19 protein-coding genes are annotated in these 19,435 nt (G+C 69.3%); 16 read left to right on the top strand and 3 right to left on the bottom strand.

Going from position 1 to position 19,435, the window contains the following annotated elements; genetic code table 11:
- Positions 1-71: 71 nt before the first annotated feature.
- On the top strand, positions 72-323 hold the full coding sequence (locus tag AWB94_RS21105; RefSeq protein ID WP_234811822.1) for a hypothetical protein: 252 nt from the start codon (positions 72-74) through the stop codon (positions 321-323).
- A gap of 8 nt (positions 324-331) precedes the next feature.
- On the opposite strand, the gene AWB94_RS21100 is transcribed toward AWB94_RS21105, so the two are convergent.
- The gene (locus AWB94_RS21100; RefSeq protein WP_064961325.1) at positions 332-826 is read right to left on the bottom strand and encodes a hypothetical protein; all 495 of its coding nucleotides are present in this window, start codon (positions 824-826) and stop codon (positions 332-334) included.
- Between the two features lie 199 nt (positions 827-1,025).
- Here AWB94_RS21100 and AWB94_RS21095 point away from each other — a divergent pair, with 199 nt between their 5' ends.
- The 9 genes from AWB94_RS21095 (at position 1,026) to AWB94_RS21055 (ending at position 13,445) form a co-directional block, all read left to right on the top strand.
- Positions 1,026-1,730 carry a response regulator transcription factor gene (locus tag AWB94_RS21095; protein WP_046872813.1) on the top strand — a complete coding sequence of 235 codons (705 nt, stop codon included), beginning with the start codon at positions 1,026-1,028 and terminating at the stop codon, positions 1,728-1,730.
- Between the two features lie 43 nt (positions 1,731-1,773).
- Positions 1,774-3,306 (top strand): sensor histidine kinase, encoded by a 1,533-nt coding sequence (locus tag AWB94_RS21090; RefSeq protein ID WP_084395266.1) that lies wholly within the window; start codon positions 1,774-1,776, stop codon positions 3,304-3,306.
- Positions 3,307-3,338: 32 nt separating this feature from the next.
- Complete coding sequence (locus tag AWB94_RS21085) at positions 3,339-5,165, top strand: glycosyltransferase family 39 protein (RefSeq protein WP_062657742.1); 1,827 nt, start codon at positions 3,339-3,341, stop codon at positions 5,163-5,165.
- A gap of 47 nt (positions 5,166-5,212) precedes the next feature.
- Entirely contained in the window at positions 5,213-6,448 is a 1,236-nt protein-coding gene (locus tag AWB94_RS21080) for a bifunctional glycosyltransferase family 2/GtrA family protein (RefSeq protein ID WP_062657719.1), read from the top strand.
- A gap of 25 nt (positions 6,449-6,473) precedes the next feature.
- Positions 6,474-8,375: a glycosyltransferase family 39 protein gene (locus AWB94_RS21075; RefSeq protein ID WP_062657720.1), complete on the top strand. Its 1,902-nt coding sequence runs from the start codon at positions 6,474-6,476 to the stop codon at positions 8,373-8,375.
- Positions 8,376-8,514: 139 nt separating this feature from the next.
- A complete protein-coding gene (locus AWB94_RS21070) occupies positions 8,515-9,846 on the top strand; it encodes an MFS transporter (protein WP_062657743.1) in 1,332 nt (443 codons plus the stop codon).
- A 91-nt stretch (positions 9,847-9,937) separates the two neighbouring features.
- Positions 9,938-10,867 carry a sulfate adenylyltransferase subunit CysD gene (gene cysD, locus AWB94_RS21065; protein WP_062657721.1) on the top strand — a complete coding sequence of 310 codons (930 nt, stop codon included), beginning with the start codon at positions 9,938-9,940 and terminating at the stop codon, positions 10,865-10,867.
- Positions 10,867-12,717, top strand: a complete 1,851-nt coding sequence (cysN, locus tag AWB94_RS21060; protein ID WP_062657722.1) for a sulfate adenylyltransferase subunit CysN — start codon at positions 10,867-10,869, stop codon at positions 12,715-12,717. Before cysD ends, cysN begins: the two co-directional genes overlap by 1 nt.
- On the top strand, positions 12,714-13,445 hold the full coding sequence (locus AWB94_RS21055) for a 3'(2'),5'-bisphosphate nucleotidase CysQ (protein WP_062657723.1): 732 nt from the start codon (positions 12,714-12,716) through the stop codon (positions 13,443-13,445). Before cysN ends, AWB94_RS21055 begins: the two co-directional genes overlap by 4 nt.
- Positions 13,446-13,544: 99 nt before the next feature.
- Here the strand turns inward: AWB94_RS21055 and AWB94_RS21050 are convergent, their stop codons facing one another.
- Positions 13,545-14,363 (bottom strand): mycofactocin-coupled SDR family oxidoreductase, encoded by an 819-nt coding sequence (locus AWB94_RS21050; protein ID WP_062657724.1) that lies wholly within the window; start codon positions 14,361-14,363, stop codon positions 13,545-13,547.
- Between the two features lie 58 nt (positions 14,364-14,421).
- Here AWB94_RS21050 and AWB94_RS21045 point away from each other — a divergent pair, with 58 nt between their 5' ends.
- Genes AWB94_RS21045 through AWB94_RS21035 form a run of 3 tightly spaced genes read left to right on the top strand, consistent with a single transcriptional unit; the run spans position 14,422 to position 16,186 of the window.
- Complete coding sequence (locus AWB94_RS21045) at positions 14,422-15,012, top strand: cysteine hydrolase family protein (RefSeq protein ID WP_062657725.1); 591 nt, start codon at positions 14,422-14,424, stop codon at positions 15,010-15,012.
- Positions 15,009-15,689, top strand: coding sequence for a pyridoxamine 5'-phosphate oxidase family protein (locus AWB94_RS21040; protein ID WP_062657726.1), 681 nt, complete (start codon positions 15,009-15,011; stop codon positions 15,687-15,689). Before AWB94_RS21045 ends, AWB94_RS21040 begins: the two co-directional genes overlap by 4 nt.
- A 26-nt stretch (positions 15,690-15,715) precedes the next feature.
- On the top strand, positions 15,716-16,186 hold the full coding sequence (locus AWB94_RS21035) for an Rrf2 family transcriptional regulator (protein WP_062657727.1): 471 nt from the start codon (positions 15,716-15,718) through the stop codon (positions 16,184-16,186).
- Here the strand turns inward: AWB94_RS21035 and AWB94_RS21030 are convergent.
- Positions 16,177-16,800, bottom strand: a complete 624-nt coding sequence (locus tag AWB94_RS21030; protein WP_062657728.1) for a TetR/AcrR family transcriptional regulator — start codon at positions 16,798-16,800, stop codon at positions 16,177-16,179. The two genes, AWB94_RS21035 and AWB94_RS21030, sit on opposite strands and share 10 nt — an antisense overlap.
- 83 nt (positions 16,801-16,883) lie before the next feature.
- Here AWB94_RS21030 and AWB94_RS21025 point away from each other — a divergent pair, with 83 nt between their 5' ends.
- From AWB94_RS21025 to AWB94_RS21015, 3 genes are read left to right on the top strand one after another with little or no spacing between them, the layout of a single operon-like run.
- Positions 16,884-17,795: an alpha/beta hydrolase gene (locus tag AWB94_RS21025; RefSeq protein ID WP_062657729.1), complete on the top strand. Its 912-nt coding sequence runs from the start codon at positions 16,884-16,886 to the stop codon at positions 17,793-17,795.
- Positions 17,782-18,417, top strand: coding sequence for a maleylpyruvate isomerase family mycothiol-dependent enzyme (locus tag AWB94_RS21020; protein ID WP_062657730.1), 636 nt, complete (start codon positions 17,782-17,784; stop codon positions 18,415-18,417). The genes AWB94_RS21025 and AWB94_RS21020 overlap by 14 nt, the downstream gene beginning before the upstream one ends.
- A 52-nt stretch (positions 18,418-18,469) precedes the next feature.
- Positions 18,470-19,408: a nitronate monooxygenase gene (locus AWB94_RS21015; protein WP_084395269.1), complete on the top strand. Its 939-nt coding sequence runs from the start codon at positions 18,470-18,472 to the stop codon at positions 19,406-19,408.
- Positions 19,409-19,435: the final 27 nt, after the last annotated feature.

Below are 19,435 nucleotides of genomic sequence, written 5' to 3'. Positions count from 1 at the left end.
TTCACGGCTACCCGCTGGGTACGGGCTTCGCGCCCGCACCGATCGGAACGCGCACCAACAGGGGTTCAGCCGTGAACGTATCGAGACTGAAGATGTTGTCGGCAGGGGTTGGCGGTGGGGCCGTCGTCGCGATGGGAGTGCTCGCCGTCGGCGGCGGAGAAGTGAGTCGTGCCGACCCGCTGCCACCCGGGCCGGTCACCACGACGCCGGTGACCATCGGTGAAACCGTGACGGAGACAACGGCGGTGGAGTCGCCGGAGCCGACGGTGTACGAGCCGCCGATCACGTTCACCACACCGTCCGGCTTCGCCGTGCCGCATTAGTGGCCGTCCTACGGCGCCCCGATCGTCGTGACGGTCTGGGTGGCGCCGGTGCGGGTGGCGCGGATGCTCACCTTTGCGTCCACCCCGAACGGCACGCTGCTGCCCGCGGCGGTCGGCGGGATCACGTAGGTCGCGGTGAAACCGTCTGCACTGCGGGCGGTGATCGACCTGGGCGACACCGCGGTGACCGTGCCGACCTGGACGATGTCGGTCTGGAACCCGCCATGCCCGTCGGGGACCACGAACTCGCCGTGCAGGGTGGCCGGGTCGGGGGAGGCGTGGCCCGCTCCGGCGTGGATCTGACCCGCGAACGGCCCGCCATCCGGGGGCGGGCCGAAATCGCCAGGCCCGAAACCGGGCCCGAAACCAGGTCCGAAGCCACCGCCGTGGCCGCCACCCTCGGTGGCGGCGTATACCGCGCCACCGCCGAGGGCACCGATCAGTGCGGCGACCCCGACCGCCGCGAGGGTCACCCGCTTGCCCCATGGTCGTTGTTGCGTCATGGCGCCCACTGTGACCGTGTTGGCTATGCGCACGCTGTGAATCCCCCGGGTGTGTCCAGGCCGGGCGACATTCATAGCTTGCGCATAGGAATGCCACAGTGCCTCCCTATTCGTTGTTTGAATACTGAACGATGTGACGACGGTGACGAATGGGCTGGCAAACGGGATGACTAACGAATCAGACCCGGCGCGCGTGGTGATGCGCAGGGCCGACGGCAAGCCGATCAATGTCCTCGTCGTCGACGACGAACCGGTGCTCGCCGAACTGGTATCGATGGCCCTGCGCTACGAGGGCTGGGATATCGAGACCGCCGGCGACGGTGCCAGCGCCATCGAGCTCGCCAAGGAGAACCCGCCCGACGTGGTGGTGCTCGACGTCATGCTGCCGGACATGAGCGGCCTGGACGTCCTGCGCAAACTGCGCGACCAGCAGCCCGGCCTGCCGCTGCTGCTGCTCACGGCCAAGGATTCGGTCGAGGACCGGATCGCCGGACTGACCGCCGGCGGCGACGACTACGTCACCAAGCCGTTCAGCCTGGAAGAGGTGGTGCTGCGGCTGCGGGCACTGCTGCGCCGCACCGGGGTGGCCAACGAGGCCGGCGGCGCCCAGATCGTGGTGGGCGATCTGGTGCTCGACGAGGACAGCCACGAGGTCACCCGGGGTGGCGATCCGATCACCCTGACCGCGACCGAGTTCGAGCTGCTGCGCTTCATGATGCGCAATGCCAAGCGCGTGCTGAGCAAGGCGCAGATCCTGGACCGGGTGTGGAGCTACGACTTCGGCGGCCGGTCCAATATCGTCGAACTCTATGTGTCCTACCTGCGCAAGAAAATCGACAGCGGCCGCGAGCCGATGATCCACACCCTGCGCGGCGCGGGATACGTGCTGCGACCGCCGCGCTGAGGTGAGAAGCCGCGTCCTGGCACCCCGGACCTGGTCGCTGCGGATGCGGCTGTTGGTCACCCAGGTCACGCTGTTGGCGCTGCTGTGCATCGGCATCGGCGCGGCCACCGAGTTCGCGCTCCAGCGATTCCTGGTGCACCAACTCGACACCCAGCTGCTGGAGGCGGGCCGTCGGTCGGCGGCCATCGCGGACCTGCCGCCGCCACCACCGTTGTCGCCGCCGCCCCCGCCGTTGGACGGTCCGCAGCACAATGGCGGCCCGCCGTTGTTCCGGTTCGACCCGGAGGCGGGTCCCGGCCCCGGATTCCTCAACGCGCCGGGGCAGGCCATCCGTACCGTGGGCATGATCATCGGGCACGACGGATCCTTGGACGCCGGGGTGATCACCTCCGAGGGCGCCACCGCCGATATCAGCTCCACCGCCGCCGCGCAGTTGGCTTCGGTGCCCCCGTCGCCCACTGCCGTCGGCATGCACCTCGACGGTCTGGGCTCCTACCGGGTGCTGGCGCTGCACGCCCACCGCAGCGGCCGGGTCGTGGTGGTCGGCCTGCCGACCACCGTCGTCGACGACACCCTGTTGTGGGTGCTGGCGATGCTGTGCGTCGTCGCCGCCATTGCCCTGGCGGGTGCGATCGTCGCGTGCATCTGGATCATCCGTCGCCAATTGGCGCCGCTGTCAAGGCTTTCGGCCGCCGCCAGGGACGTCGCCGACCTGGAGCTGGACCGCGGTGAGGTCAACCTGCCGACCAACATCGTGGCCGTCGACGCCGACACCGTGCACACCGAGGTGGGTCAGCTCGGGACCGCGCTCAACCGGATGCTGGACCGGATCGCCGGGGCGCTGTCGGCCCGGCACGCCAGCGAAACCCGGGTGCGGCAGTTCGTCTCGGATGCCAGTCACGAATTGCGGACGCCACTGGCAGCGATCAGGGGCTATACCGAACTGGCCCAACGTAAGCGCGACGAGTTGCCCGCCGACGTCGCGCACGCGGTGAGCCGGGTCGAATCCGAAGCGCAGCGGATGACCACCCTGGTGGAGGACATGCTGCTGCTGGCCCGCCTCGACGAGGGCCGCCCACTGGACCGCGCCCAGGTCGACCTGTCGCAACTGGTGGTCGACGCGGTCAGCGACGCGCACGCCACCGCGGCCGGCCACATCTGGTCACTGGACCTGCCGGAGGAGCCGGTGCTCGTCACCGGTGACCAGGCCCGGTTGCATCAGGTGCTGGCCAATCTGCTGGCCAACGCGCGCACTCACACACCGGCCGGCACCTCGGTGGTCACCTCGCTCAGCGTGCTGCCCGGTGGCGACGTGCAGTTGACCGTCGCCGACGACGGTCCCGGCATCTCGGCCAAACTCCAGCCCGAGGTGTTCGAGCGGTTCGCCCGCGGCGACTCGTCGCGGTCGCGCCGGATGGGCAGCACCGGCCTGGGCTTGGCGATCGTGGCCGCCGTCATCCGTGCACACGGCGGACGGATCGACCTGCACAGCGTTCCCGGCGACACCAGGTTCGTGGTCGTTCTGCCCGGAGGAAATCCACAGCCGACGCACAGCGCCGACAAAACCGCTTCGTAGCGGGCATTGCCAGGATCGACGAAGTGACCGCCGTGCTTCCCGAGGTATCCGCAGCCGTGCCCGCGCCGAGCGCCCGCCGCGTGGTGGTCCGCGAGCGGGTGGGGCTGGCCGTGTTGCTCGCCGGCACGGCCGTGTTGTACCTGTGGAATCTGTCGATCAGCGGCTGGGCCAACAGCTTTTACTCGGCGGCCGCGCAGGCCGGGGCGAGCGACTGGACCGCCATGCTGTTCGGATCCAGTGACGCCGCCAACGCCATCACCGTCGACAAGACCCCCGCGGCGCTGTGGCTGATGGATATCTCGGTGCGGCTCTTCGGTTTACACCCGTGGAGTGTGTTGCTACCGCAGGCTCTGGAGGGTATCGCGGCGGTGGGTGTCCTCTACGCCGCGGTGCGGCGGGTCAGCGGTCCGGGGGCGGCGCTGCTGGCCGGGGCCGTCCTGGCGCTGACGCCGGCCGCCGCCCTGATCTTCCGGTTCAACAACCCGGACGCACTGCTGGTGCTGCTGCTGGTCATCGGCGCCTACTGCGTGCAGCGGGCCTGCGAGCCGGACAGCAGCCGGTGGTGGACGGTGGCTGTCGGCGTGGCCGTCGGATTCGGATTCCTGGCCAAGATGCTGCAGTCGTTCCTGGTGTTGCCCGCCTTCGCCGCGGCCTATCTGATCTGTGCCGCGGCGCCGCTGCGCACCCGGCTGCTGCGCCTGGGCGCCGCGACGCTGGCGATGGTGGTCTCCGGCGGGTGGTATCTGCTGTTGGTCGAGCTGTGGCCGGCGGCGTCGCGGCCGTATATCGGTGGGTCGCAACACGACAGCATCGTCGAACTGGCGCTGGGTTACAACGGCCTGGGCCGGCTGACCGGTGACGAGGTCGGGGGACTTGGCAACATGAACCACGACGTCGGCTGGGGTCGGCTGCTGGGCGCTCAGATGGGCACCCATATCGCGTGGCTGTTGCCCGCCGCGCTGATCGGGCTGGTCGCCGGGGTGGTGCTGACCCGGCGCGCCCCGCGCACCGATGCCACCCGCGCCGCGCTGATCCTGTGGGGCGGCTGGCTGGTGGTGACGGCCGTGGTGTTCAGCTATGCCAACGGCATCCTGCATCCGTACTACACCGTCGCCCTTGCGCCGGCGATCGGTGCGTGTCTGGGCATCGGTGCGAACCTGTTGTGGCGCAACCGGTCCGATGTGCGGTGTGCGACGGCGCTGGCCGGCACGGTCGCCGTCACCGCCGTGCTGGCCGCGGTGTTGCTCGGGCGGGAGGCCGGCTGGATGCCGTGGCTACGTGCGGCGGTGCCGGTCGTCGGGATCGGCGCGGCGGTACTGCTGCTGGCGGCCGGCCGGTTGCCGCGGGTGGTGACGGCGGTTGCGGCGGCGCTGGCGACCGCGGCGTGTCTGGCCGGACCGGGTGCCTACGCCGTGGCCACCGCGGCCAATCCGCACAGCGGGGCCATCCCGTCGGTGGGGCCCGGACGCGGCTTTTCCGGTGGTCCGTTCGACGCGCCCACGCCGAAACCGGCTCTGACGGCCTTGCTGAGCGCCAACGCCGCCGACTACACCTGGGTGGCCGCGACGGTCGGCTCCACCAATGCCGCCGGCTATCAACTGGCCACCGGCGCACCCGTGCTGGCGGTCGGCGGATTCAACGGCACCGACCCGGCACCGACCCTGTCGGAGTTTCAGGACATGGTGGCGCAGAAGAAAATTCACTACTTCATCCACGCCGCGCTGATGGGCAACTGGCGTGGCCAGAACAGCGGCAGCCGGGAGGCCGCCGATATCGCCTCCTGGGTGCAGAGTCACTTCGCCGCGGTCCCGGTGACCGGGGTGACGGTGTACGACCTGACCCGCCCCCTGGATTCATAGGTTTCACATAGCGTGCGCAAACGACCGGCATACCGCGGCAGCCAACCATGGATCTCATGACAGACATCGCCTTCGCCGCACGGCCCAACGCCGTACAGACCGCTCGCTCCCAAGCAGTGCCGGTGGTCGACGTGGTGGTGCCGGTGTACAACGAACAGGCCGCGCTGGCCAACTCGGTGCACCGGCTGCACCGGCACCTGCGGGAGAACTTCCCGTTCCCGGTGCGCATCACCATCGCCGACAACGCCAGCATCGACGACACGCCCCAGATCGCTGCCGCGCTGGCCGCCGAACTCGACGACGTGCGGGTGGTGCGGCTGGAGCAGAAAGGCCGCGGCCGGGCCCTGCGCCATGTGTGGTCGTGCTCGGATGCGCCCGTGCTGGCCTACATGGACGTCGACCTGTCCACCGATCTGGCCGCGCTGGCGCCGCTGGTGGCCCCGCTCATCTCCGGACACTCCGACCTCGCGATCGGCACCCGGCTGTCGCGCAACTCCCGGGTGGTACGCGGGCCCAAGCGCGAAATCATCTCCCGTTGCTACAACCTCATCCTGAAATCGACCCTGGCGGCCGGGTTTTCCGACGCCCAGTGCGGATTCAAGGCCATCCGTGCCGACGTGGCCCGCGAGCTGCTGCCGTACGTCGAGGACACCGGCTGGTTCTTCGACACCGAGCTGCTGGTGCTGGCCGAGCGGACCGGTCTGCGCATCCACGAGGTTCCGGTGGACTGGGTCGACGACCCGGACAGCCGGGTGGACATCGTCGCCACCGCCACCGCCGACCTGAAAGGGGTGGGCCGGTTGTTGCGTGGCTTCGCCAACGGTTCCATTCCGATCAACACCATTGCCGCCCAACTGGGTTCGCGCCGGGCGGCGGCGCCGCGCTCGTTGCTGCGCCAGGTGGTGCGATTCGGCACCATCGGTGTGGCCTCGACCATCGCCTACCTGCTGCTGTTCATGGCGCTGCACGCGTCCATCGGCGCGCAGGCCGCGAACCTGGTGGCGCTGCTGGTGACCGCGGTGGCCAACACCGCCGCCAACCGTCGGTTCACCTTCGGGGTGCGCGGCGGGGCAGGGGCGGCGCGGCATCAGTTCGAGGGTCTGATCGTGTTCGGCATTGCGCTGGCCATCACCAGCGGGTCACTGGCCGGCCTGCACGCCTTCGTCGCGCAGCCACACAAGCTGGTCGAATTGACCGTGCTGGTGCTGGCCAATCTGGTGGCCACCGCCGTCCGCTTCGTCCTGCTGCGCGGTTGGGTGTTCCATCCGCGTCGCGCCTCCTAGACCGTTCCGCCAATCGAGGATTGACATGACTGTGACCGATACCCGGCCGGCCGCCACGCCGCTGGGCCAGCCCACCCGGGCCCGCTGGGAGCGGCCCGGCCTGCTGGCCCTGCTGGCCGCCACCGCGGTGCTCTATCTCTGGGGCCTGGGCTCCAACGGGTGGGCCAACAGCTACTACGCCGCCGCCGCGCAGGCCGGCACCCAGTCGTGGAAGGCATTGTTCTTCGGCTCATTCGACGCCGGGAACGCCATCACCGTCGACAAGCCGCCCGCGGCGATGTGGGTGATGGGTTTGTCGGGCCGGTTGTTCGGCTTCAACGAGTTCACCATGCTGCTGCCGCAAGCCCTGATGGGTGTGGCGGCGGTGGCCGTGCTCTACGCCACGGTGCGGCGGTGCAGCGGGCCGGGCGCCGGACTGCTCGCCGGTGCCGCGCTGGCGCTGACCCCGGTGGCGACGTCGATGTTCCGCTACAACAACCCCGACGCGCTGCTGGTGTTGCTGCTGGTGATCGCCGCGTACTGCACGGTGCGGGCCATCGGCACCGCATCGGTGGCGAATATGACGACATGGATGGCGCTGACCGGCGGTGCGGTCGGCTTCGCCTTCCTGACGAAGATGCTGCAGGCGTTCCTGGTGTTGCCCGGCCTCGGGCTGGCGTTCCTGATCGCCGGTGGCGCGACGCTGGGCAAGCGCGTGGGTGCGGTCGTCGTCGGCGTGGTGGCGATGGTGTTCTCGGCCGGCTGGTACATCGCCCTGGTGAGTCTGTGGCCCGCCGACGCCCGGCCCTACATCGCCGGCTCCACCGACAACAGCCTGTTGCAGCTTGCCCTGGGCTACAACGGGATCCAGCGCATCACCGGAAGCGGCCAGCCTGGCGGTGGGGGTGGGCACTTCCCGGGCGGTGGTCCCGGCGGCCGCCCCGTGTTCTTCGGCGGTGAACCCGGGCTCGGGCGGTTGTTCAACGACTTCATGGGAACCGAGGTGTCCTGGCTGCTGCCCGCCGCGTTGATCGGTGTGGTCGCCGCGTTGTGGTTCACTCGGCGCAGCCCGCGCACTGGCAGCGTGCGTGCACAACTGATCCTGTGGGCGGGCTGGCTCATCGTCACCGGTGCGGTGTTCTGCTTCATGGACGGCACCGTGCACCCGTATTACGCGGTGGCGCTCGCCCCCGCGGTGGCAGCGCTGCTGGGTATTTCGCTGGCCGAACTGTGGCAGCGCCGACAGCTCCTGGTACCCCGACTGGTGTTGGCCGTGATGCTGGCCGGCACCGGCGTGTGGACATTCGTGCTACTCGATCGCAACCCCGACTGGTGGCCGGCGGTGCGCTGGATCGTGCTGGTCGGTTCGGTGGTGCTGGCCGTGGTGCTCGCGGTGCGGGTGGGCAAGCTGGGCCGGGCCACCGCGGCGGTGGCCGCCGCGGCTGTGCTGTTCGGCTTGGCGGGCAGCGCCGTGTACTCGATCTCCACGGTCGCCGACGGTCACTCCGGCGGACCGATGCCGACGTCGGGTCCGGCTCGCGCCGGCGGCGGCTTCGGCGATTTCGGCCCGCCCGGCGGCTGGGGCAAGGACCGGGATGACACCGCCTTGCAGGCACTCATCACCGGTCTCGACTACCGTTGGGCCGCAGCGACCATCGGCTCGATGCAGGCCAGCGGTCTGGAGCTGAAGACCGGTGCGTCGATCATGTCGATCGGTGGGTTCGCCGGCGGGGACAACTCGCCCACCCTTGAGCAGTTCCAGCACTATGTGACCGACGGGCAGGTGCGATACTTCATCGCCGCCGACCGCGGCCCGGGCGGCCACGGCGGACCGGGGTCGGACAAGGACAGTGCCGGCAGCCAGATCTCGGCATGGGTGCAGCAGCACTACGCCAAGCTCGACGTGGGCGGCACCACGGTCTACGACCTGAGCAAGCCCCTCGCCTAACCAGCGAGGTGTGGAGCGGCACCCGTACTCATTACGGTTGCCGCTCCACACATCGCAGCGAATCGACTTGGTCATGCGCAGCTGAACTCACTACCTTTCCGGTGTGGCCGCACCCGAGAACCCGCCGTTTCCCCGGAATGTGGCGCTGTTGGTCGCCGGCGCGTTCTTCATGGAGATCCTGGACGCCAGCATCCTGACCCCGGCGATCCCCGCGATCGCCGGAGAGTTCGGTGTCGAGGCCGTGGACGTCAACGTGGCGATCACGGCGTATCTGGTGACCGTGGCGGTGCTGATTCCGGCCAGTGGCTGGATGGCCGATCGGTTCGGCATCCGGCGCGTGTTCATCGCTGCCATCGCGGTGTTCACCCTGGCCTCGGTGGGGTGTGCGCTGAGCGTGTCGTTGCCCATGCTGGTCGGGATGCGCATCGCCCAGGGGGTCGGCGGCGCCATGATGGTGCCCGTCGGCCGGCTGGCGGTGTTGCGCTTCAGCGGGAAGGCCGACCTGGTGCGGGCGATCGCCGTGCTGACCTGGCCGGCACTCGCGGCGCCGGTGCTGGCTCCGGTGCTCGGTGGTGCCATCGCGACCGTCGGCAGCTGGCGCTGTATCTTCCTGGTCAACATTCCGCTGGGCATCATCGGTTTTCTGCTGTCGCTCAAGCTGATTCGGGGCGGGCCGGCGCGCGGGCGCACACCGTTGGACTGGTCGGGCATCCTTGCGTTGGGCGGTGGCATCGCCGCCGCACTGATCGCGCTGGAACACATTCGGGTGACGGGCACCGACTGGCTGTTGGTCGGCGTGTGCTGGGCCGGTGCGGTGGTGTTGCTGGCCGCGGCGGTCCGGCATCTGCTGCGCAGCGCGACACCCTTGGTCGAACTACGGGTGCTGCGGCTGCGCACGTTGCGCATCACGGTGTCGGCGGGCTCGTTGTATCGCCTGGTGATCACCGCCGTGCCGTTTCTGTTGCCTCTGCAGTTCCAGCTGCAGTTCGGCTGGACACCGTTCGCGGCGGGGCTCATGGTCGCCGCCCTGTTCGCCGGCAACCTCACCATCAAACCGTTCACCACACCGCTGATGCGCCGATTCGGTATCCGCTCGGTGCTGCTGGTCAACGGGGTGGCGTCGGTGGGGTGTTTCGGTCTGCTGGCCGCGTTGCGGCCGGGAATGCCGGTGGCACTGATCGCCGTGGTGCTCTATCTGAGTGGGGCGCTGCGCTCCATCGGCTTCACGGCCTACAACAGCCTGGCGTTCTCCGATGTGGACGGCGACGAGCTCACCCACGCCAACACCCTCAACGCGTCCGTGCAGGAGTTGGCCGCGGGTTTGGGTATCGCGCTGGCCGCGTTGCTGTTGAGTCTGCTGACGTCGTACGCGCTGGCGTTCCTGGTGCTGGGCGCCTTGATGGCGGTGACGCTGGTGGAGACGCTGCGCCTGCCGGGGGATGCCGGCGCGCAGGTCAGCGGCTCACGCTGACCGTCGATCATTGACACCGCCACCCACCCGCGATTACATTTCTGATCATGTTTGCAATCTTGGTCATCTCTACCAACTTTATGGAGATGCGATGAGCGCCCCCGCCGAGCTGGATCCTGCCGCCGCTCGTTACGAGCTCAGCCACCTGCGTGCCCTGGAGGCCGAGGGCATCCACATCATCCGCGAGGTGGCCGCCGAGTTCGAACGCCCCGTGCTGCTGTTCTCCGGTGGCAAGGACTCGATCGTCATGCTGCACCTGGCCATCAAGGCATTTGCGCCGGGCCGGCTGCCGTTCCCGGTCATGCACGTCGACACCGGGCACAACTTCGACGAGGTGCTCCAGGCCCGCGACGAACTGGTCGCCGAGCACGGGGTCCGCCTGGTGGTCGCCAAGGTGCAGGACGATATCGACGCCGGGCGGGTGGTGGAGACCATCCCGTCGCGCAACCCGATGCAGACATTCACGCTGTTGCGCGCCATCCGGGAGAACAAGTTCGACGCCGCCTTCGGGGGTGCCCGCCGGGACGAGGAGAAGGCCCGCGCCAAGGAGCGGGTGTTCAGCTTCCGCGACGAGTTCGGCCAGTGGGACCCGAAGAACCAGCGTCCCGAACTGTGGAACCTGTACAACGGCCGGCACCGCAAGGGCGAGCACATCCGGGCGTTCCCGCTGTCGAACTGGACCGAGTTCGACATCTGGTCCTATATCGGCGCCGAGAAGATCAAGCTGCCGTCCATCTACTACGCACACCAGCGTCAGGTGTTCGAGCGCGACGGCATGCTGCTGGCCGTGCACAAGTACATGCAGCCGCGCAAGGACGAACCGGTCATCGAGAAGACCGTCCGGTTCCGCACCGTGGGCGACGTGACGTGCACCGGCTGCGTGGAATCATCGGCGGGCACCGTCTCCGAGGTGATCGCCGAGACCGCGGTGTCGCGGCTCACCGAGCGCGGAGCGACGCGCGCCGACGACCGGATCTCCGAGGCCGGTATGGAAGACCGCAAGCGGGAAGGCTACTTCTGATGGCTACTTTGTTGCGCATCGCCACCGCCGGTTCGGTCGACGACGGCAAGTCAACCCTGATCGGCCGGCTGCTCTATGACAGCAAGGCCGTCATGGAGGACCAGCTGGCCGCCGTCGAGCGCACCTCCAAGGAGCGCGGAAACGACTACACCGACCTGGCATTGGTCACCGACGGGCTGCGCGCCGAGCGCGAGCAGGGCATCACCATCGACGTGGCCTACCGCTATTTCGCCACGGCCAAGCGGAAATTCATCATCGCCGACACCCCGGGGCACGTGCAGTACACCCGCAACATGGTGACCGGCACCTCCACCGCGCAGTTGGCGATCGTGCTCGTCGACGCCCGGCACGGTCTACTGGAGCAGTCCCGCCGGCACGCCTTCCTGGCCTCACTGCTCGGCATCCAGCACATCGTGCTGGCCATCAACAAGATGGACCTGGTCGGCTGGGACCAGAAGCGTTTCGAGGCGATCCGCGACGAATTCCACGAATTCGCCGCCCGTCTGGACGTGCACGACGTCACCACCATCCCGCTGTCGGCGCTCAACGGCGACAACGTGGTCACCAAATCGGCTGCCTCACCGTGGTACGAGGGTCCCGCGCTGCTGAGTCACCTGGAAGAGGTGTACATCGCCGGCGACCGCAACCTGGTCGACGTCCGCTTCCCGGTGCAGTACGTGATCCGGCCGCAGACCCACGAGCACGCCGACCACCGCAGCTACGCGGGCACGGTAGCCAGCGGGGTCATGCGCCCTGGCGACGAGGTGGTGGTCCTGCCGGCGGGCAAGACCAGCAACATCACCGCCATCGACGGCCCGAACGGCCCTGTCACCGAGGCGTTTCCGCCGATGGCCGTGTCCATCAGCCTGGCCGACGATATCGACATCTCGCGCGGTGACATGATCGCCCGGGCCAACAACCAGCCGCACACCAGCACCGAGTTCGACGCGACGGTGTGCTGGATGGCCGACGGGTCGGCACTCGAGCCGGGCCGGGACTACCTGATCAAGCACACCACCCGGACCACCCGGGCGCGGGTGGCGGCGCTGGACTATCGGCTGGACGTCAACACCCTGCACCGCGACAAGAGCGCGACGGCACTCAAGCTCAACGAGCTCGGCCGGGTCACGCTGCGCACCCAGACCCCGCTGTTGCTCGACGAGTATTCGCGCAACTCGGTGACCGGCTCGTTCATCCTCATCGACCCGGACACCAACGGCACCGTCGCCGCCGGCATGGTGCGCGATACCGAACCCGCCGCCACGCGGGCGGCCAGCCCGAACGCGGTACGCCACCAGAACCTGGTGACCGCCGCCGACCGGCTGTCGAAGGGTTCCACGGTGTGGTTCACCGGGCTGTCCGGATCCGGAAAGTCTTCGGTGGCAATGCTTGTCGAGCAGAAGTTGCTGGCCGCCGGTCGGCCCGCGTATGTGCTCGACGGTGACAACCTGCGGCACGGCCTGAACGCCGACCTCGGGTTCTCGATGGACGACCGGGCCGAGAACCTGCGCCGGCTGGCCCATATCGCAACGCTGCTCGCCGACTCGGGACAGATCGTGCTGGTGCCGGCCATCAGCCCGCTGGAGGAGCACCGGGAGCTGGCGCGCCGGGTGCACGCCGAGCGCGGATTCGATTTCTTCGAGGTGTTCTGCGACACCCCGCTGGAGGATTGCGAACGCCGTGATCCCAAGGGGCTCTACGCCAAAGCTCGCCGTGGTGAGATCACCCACTTCACCGGTATCGACAGCCCCTACCAGCGGCCGAAGAACCCTGATCTGCGTCTGACGCCCGATCAGTCCGCCGACGACCTGGCGCAACGGGTGATCGATCTGTTGGGTACTCGTGAATGAGCGATCACGAGTTGGCGGCCCGACTGGCCACCGAAGCCGGTGAGCTGCTGCTCGGTGTCCGCGACGAATTGGCCGATGCCGACGCGGCGGCGCGGAAAGCCGCGGGAGACAAGCGTTCCCACGACTTCCTGATGGCCGCCCTGGCCCAGCACCGGCCCGCCGATGCGGTCCTGTCCGAGGAAGGCGCCGACGACAAGGTGCGGCTGGGCGCCGATCGGGTCTGGATCGTCGACCCGCTGGACGGGACCCGCGAGTTCTCCGAACTCGGCCGCACGGACTGGGCCGTGCATGTCGCGCTGTGGCACGCGGGGGAGTTGGTGGCCGGCGCGGTGGCGCTGCCGGCCCAGGGTGCCACGCTGGCCACCCCGACGGTGGCCGCCCCGCCCGCTGCACCGGCCGCACCGCGGATCGTGGTGTCGCGCACCCGCCCGCCCGCGGTGGCACTGGCGGTGCGCGATGCCCTCGGTGGCACGCTGGTCGAAATGGGTTCGGCCGGAGCCAAAGTCGCGTCGGTGGTGCAAGGCGTTTCCGACGTGTACGTGCACGCGGGCGGCCAATACGAGTGGGATTCCGCGGCGCCGGTCGCGGTGGCCCGCGCCGCCGGGTTGCACACCTCACGGATCGACGGCTCGCCGCTGGTCTACAACCAGGACAATGTGTTGCTCCCCGACTTGGTGGTGTGCCGCCCGGAACTGGCGCGGGCGGTGTTGGCCGTCACGGCCGCCTGACGTCGCACCCGGCGCTCCGAGCGGGCTGCCGGTCGGTTCCGAAGAGCGATATCACCGGTGGTATCGCTCTTCCGAAGTGACCCAGTGGTCTGAGTCGCCCTAGTCCATCCCGTTGGCCAGCGTGATCGATTCTCCGGACCGGCATTTCACCCGGTCGGTCACCAGGTAGAGCACGGTGTCGGCGACGTCCTGCGGATCCAGCAGGCCCGGGCGCGGCCTGCCCCTGGCGAACACCTCTTCGGCATCGCCGCGGCCGGGATTGTCCAGGTCGGGCCGGATCATCCGGTAGATCTCGTCGTGCTGGATCATCTGCGTGTCCACCCCCGCGGGCAGCACGGCGTTGACCACGATGCCGTGCTCGGCCACCTCGTAGGCCAGCGATTTCACCAGGGCCACCACCCCGGCCTTGGCCGCGGCGTAGTGGCCGGCGTTGCGTGCGCCGGTCGTCGCGACGATCGACGACGTGGCCACCAGATGGCCCGCGCGCCGGTCGATGAGATGGCCCACCGTGGCGCGGAACGTGTTGAACACGCCGGTCAGGTTGACGTCGAGCATGGTGCGCCACCGCTGTTCGGACATGGTGGCGACCGGGTCGCCGGTAGCGATGCCGGCGTTGGCGATCACCACGTCGAGGCGGCCGAACGCCTCGACCGCCCGGTCGGCCAGGGTCTGCAACGCGGCAAGGTCTCGCACGTCCGCCGTTGCGGTCAGACACCTCCGGCCGAGCCGCTCCACCGCCGCGGCGGTCGCCGCGAGATCGTCCGGCGTTGCGGCCGAATAGGCGACATCCTCGACGGGCGCCGCGATGTCGCACAGCACGATATCGGCACCTGCCGCCGCGAGCGTCGTGGCATGCGCGCGGCCCTGACCACGCGCACCGCCGGTGATCAACGCGACCTTGCCGTCGAGTGGTCCCATGTCTGAACAGACTGCCAGGACCGGCGGAACTCATCGGCGTCTGACTAGGCTGCATGGAGTGACCCGACCCACCCTGCGTGAACTCGCCAGCCTGCCCGCAACCCCGGCTCCGCTCACGGAGTCCACCCTGGTCCTGATCGACTGCCAGAACACCTACACCCAGGGCGTGATGGAGCTCGACGGCGTGCAGGCCGCGCTGGACGAGACGGCGCTGCTGCTGGAGCGCGCCAGGACGGCGGGCATCCCGGTGATCCACATCCAGCACGATGACGGACCCGGTTCGCTGTACGACATCACCGGCGAGTCGGGCGCCATCGCCGCCCAGGTGGCCCCGCGCGGCGGTGAACCGGTGATCGTGAAGAACTACCCGAACTCGTTCGTAGAGACCGATTTCGAGGCCGAACTGAAGACCGTCGGCGCGTCGAACCTCATCCTGGCGGGATTCATGACGCACATGTGCGTCAACTCCACCGCGCGTGGCGCGTTCAACCTCGGGTTCGCGCCGACCGTGGTGGCTGCTGCCACCGCGACCCGGGCGCTGCCGGGTCCCGACGGGCCGGTGGCCGCGGCGACGGTGCAGGCCGCCAGCCTGGCGGCGTTGAGCGATCTCTTCGCGGTGGTGGTGCCGGGGGCGGTTGATATCCCATGACGGAACCGGTCAGGCCGTCCACCAGCGTCACCCGGCTGCGCGAAAAGCAGGACACCTCCCGAGCGATGCTGGACCACCTGCTGGACAGCACCCCGCTGGCCACCGTGGCACTGGTGCGCGACGGGCATCCGGTGGCCTTTCCGATCGGATTCGCCCGGCTGGCAGACGAATTGGTGATTCACGGGTCGACCGGGTCACCCTGGCTGCGGGCCTTGTCCGAGGGCGCCCCGGCCGCGGTGTCGGTGACCACGCTCGACGGGGTCGTGGTGGCCCGCAGCAGTTTCGAGTCGTCCTTCCGCTATCGCTCGGCGGTGCTGTTCGGCAGCTTCGAGCCGGTTCCCGAGGACCGTAAGGTCGCGTATCTGAACGCGCTCACCGACACCTTCATCCCCGGCCGGGTCGCCGAACTGCGGCCCAGCACCCGCAAGGAATTGGTGGCCAGCATGGCGCTGCGGATGCCGATCGGCACCGACAACTGGTCGCTCAAGGTCAGCGCGGGCTGGCCGGAGGACGCCGAATCCGACGTCGAGGCAGGCGGATGGGCCGGCGTGGTCCCGATGGTGCTGGGCTATGGGACTCCGGAGACGGCACCCGATTGTGACCCCGCGGTTCCGGTGCCGGACTCGGTGCGCGGGATGACCGGGACGGTGCGCAACGTGGCGCCGCCCGTGAGCTGAGCGGCGCGCCTGGCAGAATCCGCGGTATGCGGATGTCGGCGAAGGCGGAGTACGCCGTCCGCGCCATGGTGCAGTTGGCCACCGTCGGCGACGGTGAGTTGGTCAAGACCGACGACCTGGCCAAGGCCCAGGGCATCCCGGCGCAGTTCCTCGTGGACATCCTGTCCGACCTGCGCACCGACCGGTTGGTGCGCAGCCACCGCGGCCGCGAGGGCGGCTACGAGCTGGCCCGCCCGGCGTCGGCCATCAGCGTGGCGGACGTGCTGCGCTGTATCGACGGACCACTGGCCAGTGTGCGCGATATCGGCCTCGGCGACCTGCCGTACTCGGGTCCCACCGCGGCGCTCACCGATGTCTGGCGCGCCCTACGGGCCAGCATGCGCTCGGTGCTGGAACAGACCAGCCTCGCCGATGTGGCCGCGGGTGAGCTGCCTGCGCACGTGGCGACCCTGGCCCGCGACTACCTCGGCCAGGAGACCGAACGCGGTCACGCCTGAGCGTGCAGCGCGATCCCGTCGATCAACATGGCCAGGCCCGTGGTGAAATCACGCTCGACCGGGGTGGTGATGGCTACCTGCGCCAAGGCCGCGATATGCGGGTGCTCGGCCCCGGCCAGGGAGCCGATGCGGTCGGCGGCTTCGGCGGCACTGCCGGTCAGCGGGCCGGCCAGTTCGGTCTGGGCCGCGCCGATGACGAATCCGAGCAGGCCGTGGAAGGCCGCGAGTAGGGCGGTGCCGGTGAGACCGCCGCGACCGAGGGCGGCGACCAGCGCGTCGACGATCGCGAAACCCGTCGGCGAGGACAGCCGGCGGGTGAGCACCAGGGGTACTGCGGCCGGATGCGCCCGCACGCCCTTCCACAAGGCGACGGCTATGGCTTGCACGTCATTGCGCCAGTCATCGGTGGGGGCCGGCAGCGCGATCTCGGCGACCACGGCCGCCACCACCAACTCCTCCAGCGCGGTCTTGTCGGCGACGTAGTTGTAGACGGTCATCGGGCCGGTTCCCAGCGCGCTCGCCAGTGACCGCATGCTCAGCGCGGCCAGGCCCTGCTCGTCGACGATGCGCAGCGCCGCGCCGGCGATGTCCTGCACCGTGAATCTCGCTCGCATCGACCAACCCCCTTGACAAGTACGACGTACGTGTTGCAGCCTAGCTCATACGTACACCGTACTTATGTCAAGGGTGGTCCATCATGCAGACAATTCCGACCGAACGACTCGACTTCTTCTCCGGTGGCACCCGGTGCGCGGCCTGGCTGACGCTGCCCGCCGGCGCGGGGCCGCATCCGGCCGTCGCGCTGGTGCACGGCCTGGGCGCTGTCCGCGACATGATGCTGCCGGGCTACGAGCAGCACTTCGCCTCTGCCGGGATCGCCACCCTGGCCTTCGATTATCGCTACACCGGATCCTCGGAAGGGCAACCACGGCAACGCATCTCATTGCGGCGCCAAGGCCAGGACGTGCATGCCGCGCTAGCGTCGCTGCGGGCGCATCCCGCGATCGACAGCACCAGGCTCGGCCTGTGGGGTACCAGCCTCGGCGCGATGAACGTGGTGCGGGTGGCCGCGCAACGCGCCGACATCGCCGCCGCCGTCGTCCAATGCCCGATCGTGCACGGACCGGGTGCGGCGCGCGCCCTCGGTGTGCGTGCCGCGCTGCGCACGGCGCCCGCCATCGCCGAAGACCTACTGCGGGCCGCGCTGCGCCCGGTCTTCGGGGATGACCGCAGGCACATCCCGATCGTCGGCCCGCCCGGCGGATTCGCCCTCGTCACCGCCGATGGCGCCGAGGCCGGATGGAACTCCACCGTGCCCGCCGGGGCGACGTTCGACAACCGCATCGTCGGCGCCGACGCCGTCACGATGATCACCACCTCGGCGTTACGGTGCGCCCGCCGGGTGCGGGCGCCGCTGCTGGTCTGCGTCTGCGACCGGGAGAACCTGATGCACCCGCGGTATGCCGAGGCCGTCGCCCGCCGAGCACCCAACGGCGTTGCCAGGCATTATGATTCGGACCACTTCGCCATCTACCATGCGCCGCTGGTCGGTCAGGTGCTGGCCGACCAGACGGCCTTCCTGCAGGAGCATCTTCGTGTCGGCGGGTGAGCCGCTGAGGGCCAACGACGAACGCCTGCTCGCGGTGTTCGCCGGCCTGGGGCCAGGGGAGTGGGCCGCGCCCAGCCTGTGCGCCGAGTGGTCCAATCACCAGGTGCTCGCCCACATGGTCGTCGGATACAGCTGCGGCGTCGGCGAATTCGGGGCGGCCCTGTTGCGGTATCGCGGTTTCGACCCGGCCAACACCGCGCTCGCCGTCAGGCTCGCCGCGGCTCGGACACCCGACCAGCTGCTGGACGACCTGGCCCGGCTGATCGCCGAGCCGTCCGGACTCGGCCGGATGTTCCCGCGCACCCTGCTGCTGGGCGACCATGTCACCCACGAGCTGGACATCCTCTACGCCCTCGGCAGGCAACCCGACATCCCGACCGACGCCGTCGTCGCCGTCCTCAACACCCAAGTCACCGTGCCCAACCCCTTTGTCCCGGCGTACCGGAACAGCCGCGGACTACGCCTGGTGGCCGGCGATGCCGACTGGACCCATGGCAGCGGGCCGACGGTCTCAGGGCTCGCCGCCGAGCTGGTGTCCGTGCTGGGCAACCGCCCGCGCATGCTCGGTGCGCTCACCGGAGACGGGGCCGCCGAGCTGGCGGCGCGAGTCAGGATGGGATGATCACGGTATCCGGTGGGGTTTTCCACGGTGCAACGGATGAAGGCGGTGTGCGATGGGTGAATTCAGTCTGCGGGATCTGACGGCCCCGATCCTGGTGGCACCGATGGCGGGTGGCCCGTCCACCCCGGAGTTGGCAGCGGCCGGCTCGGAGGCCGGTGGCCTCGGATTCGTCGCGGCCGGTTACCTGTCGGCGGACGCCTTCGCCCAACGACTGGCCGCCACCCGAAAGCTCACCACCCAACCGATCGGCGTGAATCTCTTTGCACCCCAACCCAGTGCCGTGCAGCCAGGCGATATCGACCGCTACATCGCCGCATTGTCCAGTGAGGTACAGCGGTACGGGGTGGACCTCGGCGAGCCGAAGTTCAACGACGACGACTGGGCCGCCAAACTCGACGTCGTGCTCGATCTGCGGCCGGAGGTGGTGTCCTTCACCTTCGGGGCGCCCAGCGCCGAGGAGACGGCGCGGCTGAAAGCCGCCGGCATCACGACGGTGGCCACCGTGACCACGCTCGCAGAGGCGCGCGAAGCCGTCGGTCGCGGTGTCGACGCCCTGGCCGTGCAGGGACCCGATGCCGGTGGTCATCGCGGCACCTACGACCCCGCCGCCCGGCCGGCCACCCAACCCCTCGATGAGCTGCTGACCGGTGTGTTGGCGGCCACCGAGGTTCCGGTGGTGGCAGCCGGTGGCCTGATGACCGCCGAGGACGTCGGGCGGGTGCTGGACGCCGGTGCGGCCGCCGCGCAACTGGGCACCGCGTTCCTGCTGGCCGACGAGGCCGGCAGCAGTCCGGTGCACCGTGCCGCACTGCAGGACCCGGCGTTCACCGAAACCGTTGTGACCAAAGCCTTCTCCGGGCGATACGCGCGCGGGTTGCGCAACCGCTTCATCGACGAACACGACGCGCAGGCCCCGCTGGGCTATCCGGAGGTGCATTACCGGCTCTTCATGATTGAGGGTGTAGAACGGTCAGCTGCTGTCGGCCTGTGATTGGGGTGTCTGGTTGGCTGGGTGTGT

Origin of the sequence: Mycolicibacterium canariasense (genome assembly GCF_002101555.1) — a bacterium.
In the GTDB taxonomy this organism is placed as follows: domain Bacteria; phylum Actinomycetota; class Actinomycetes; order Mycobacteriales; family Mycobacteriaceae; genus Mycobacterium; species Mycobacterium canariasense.
Note: the sequence above shows the minus strand (reverse complement) of the source record. Positions and strands in the feature narration are given on the sequence as shown.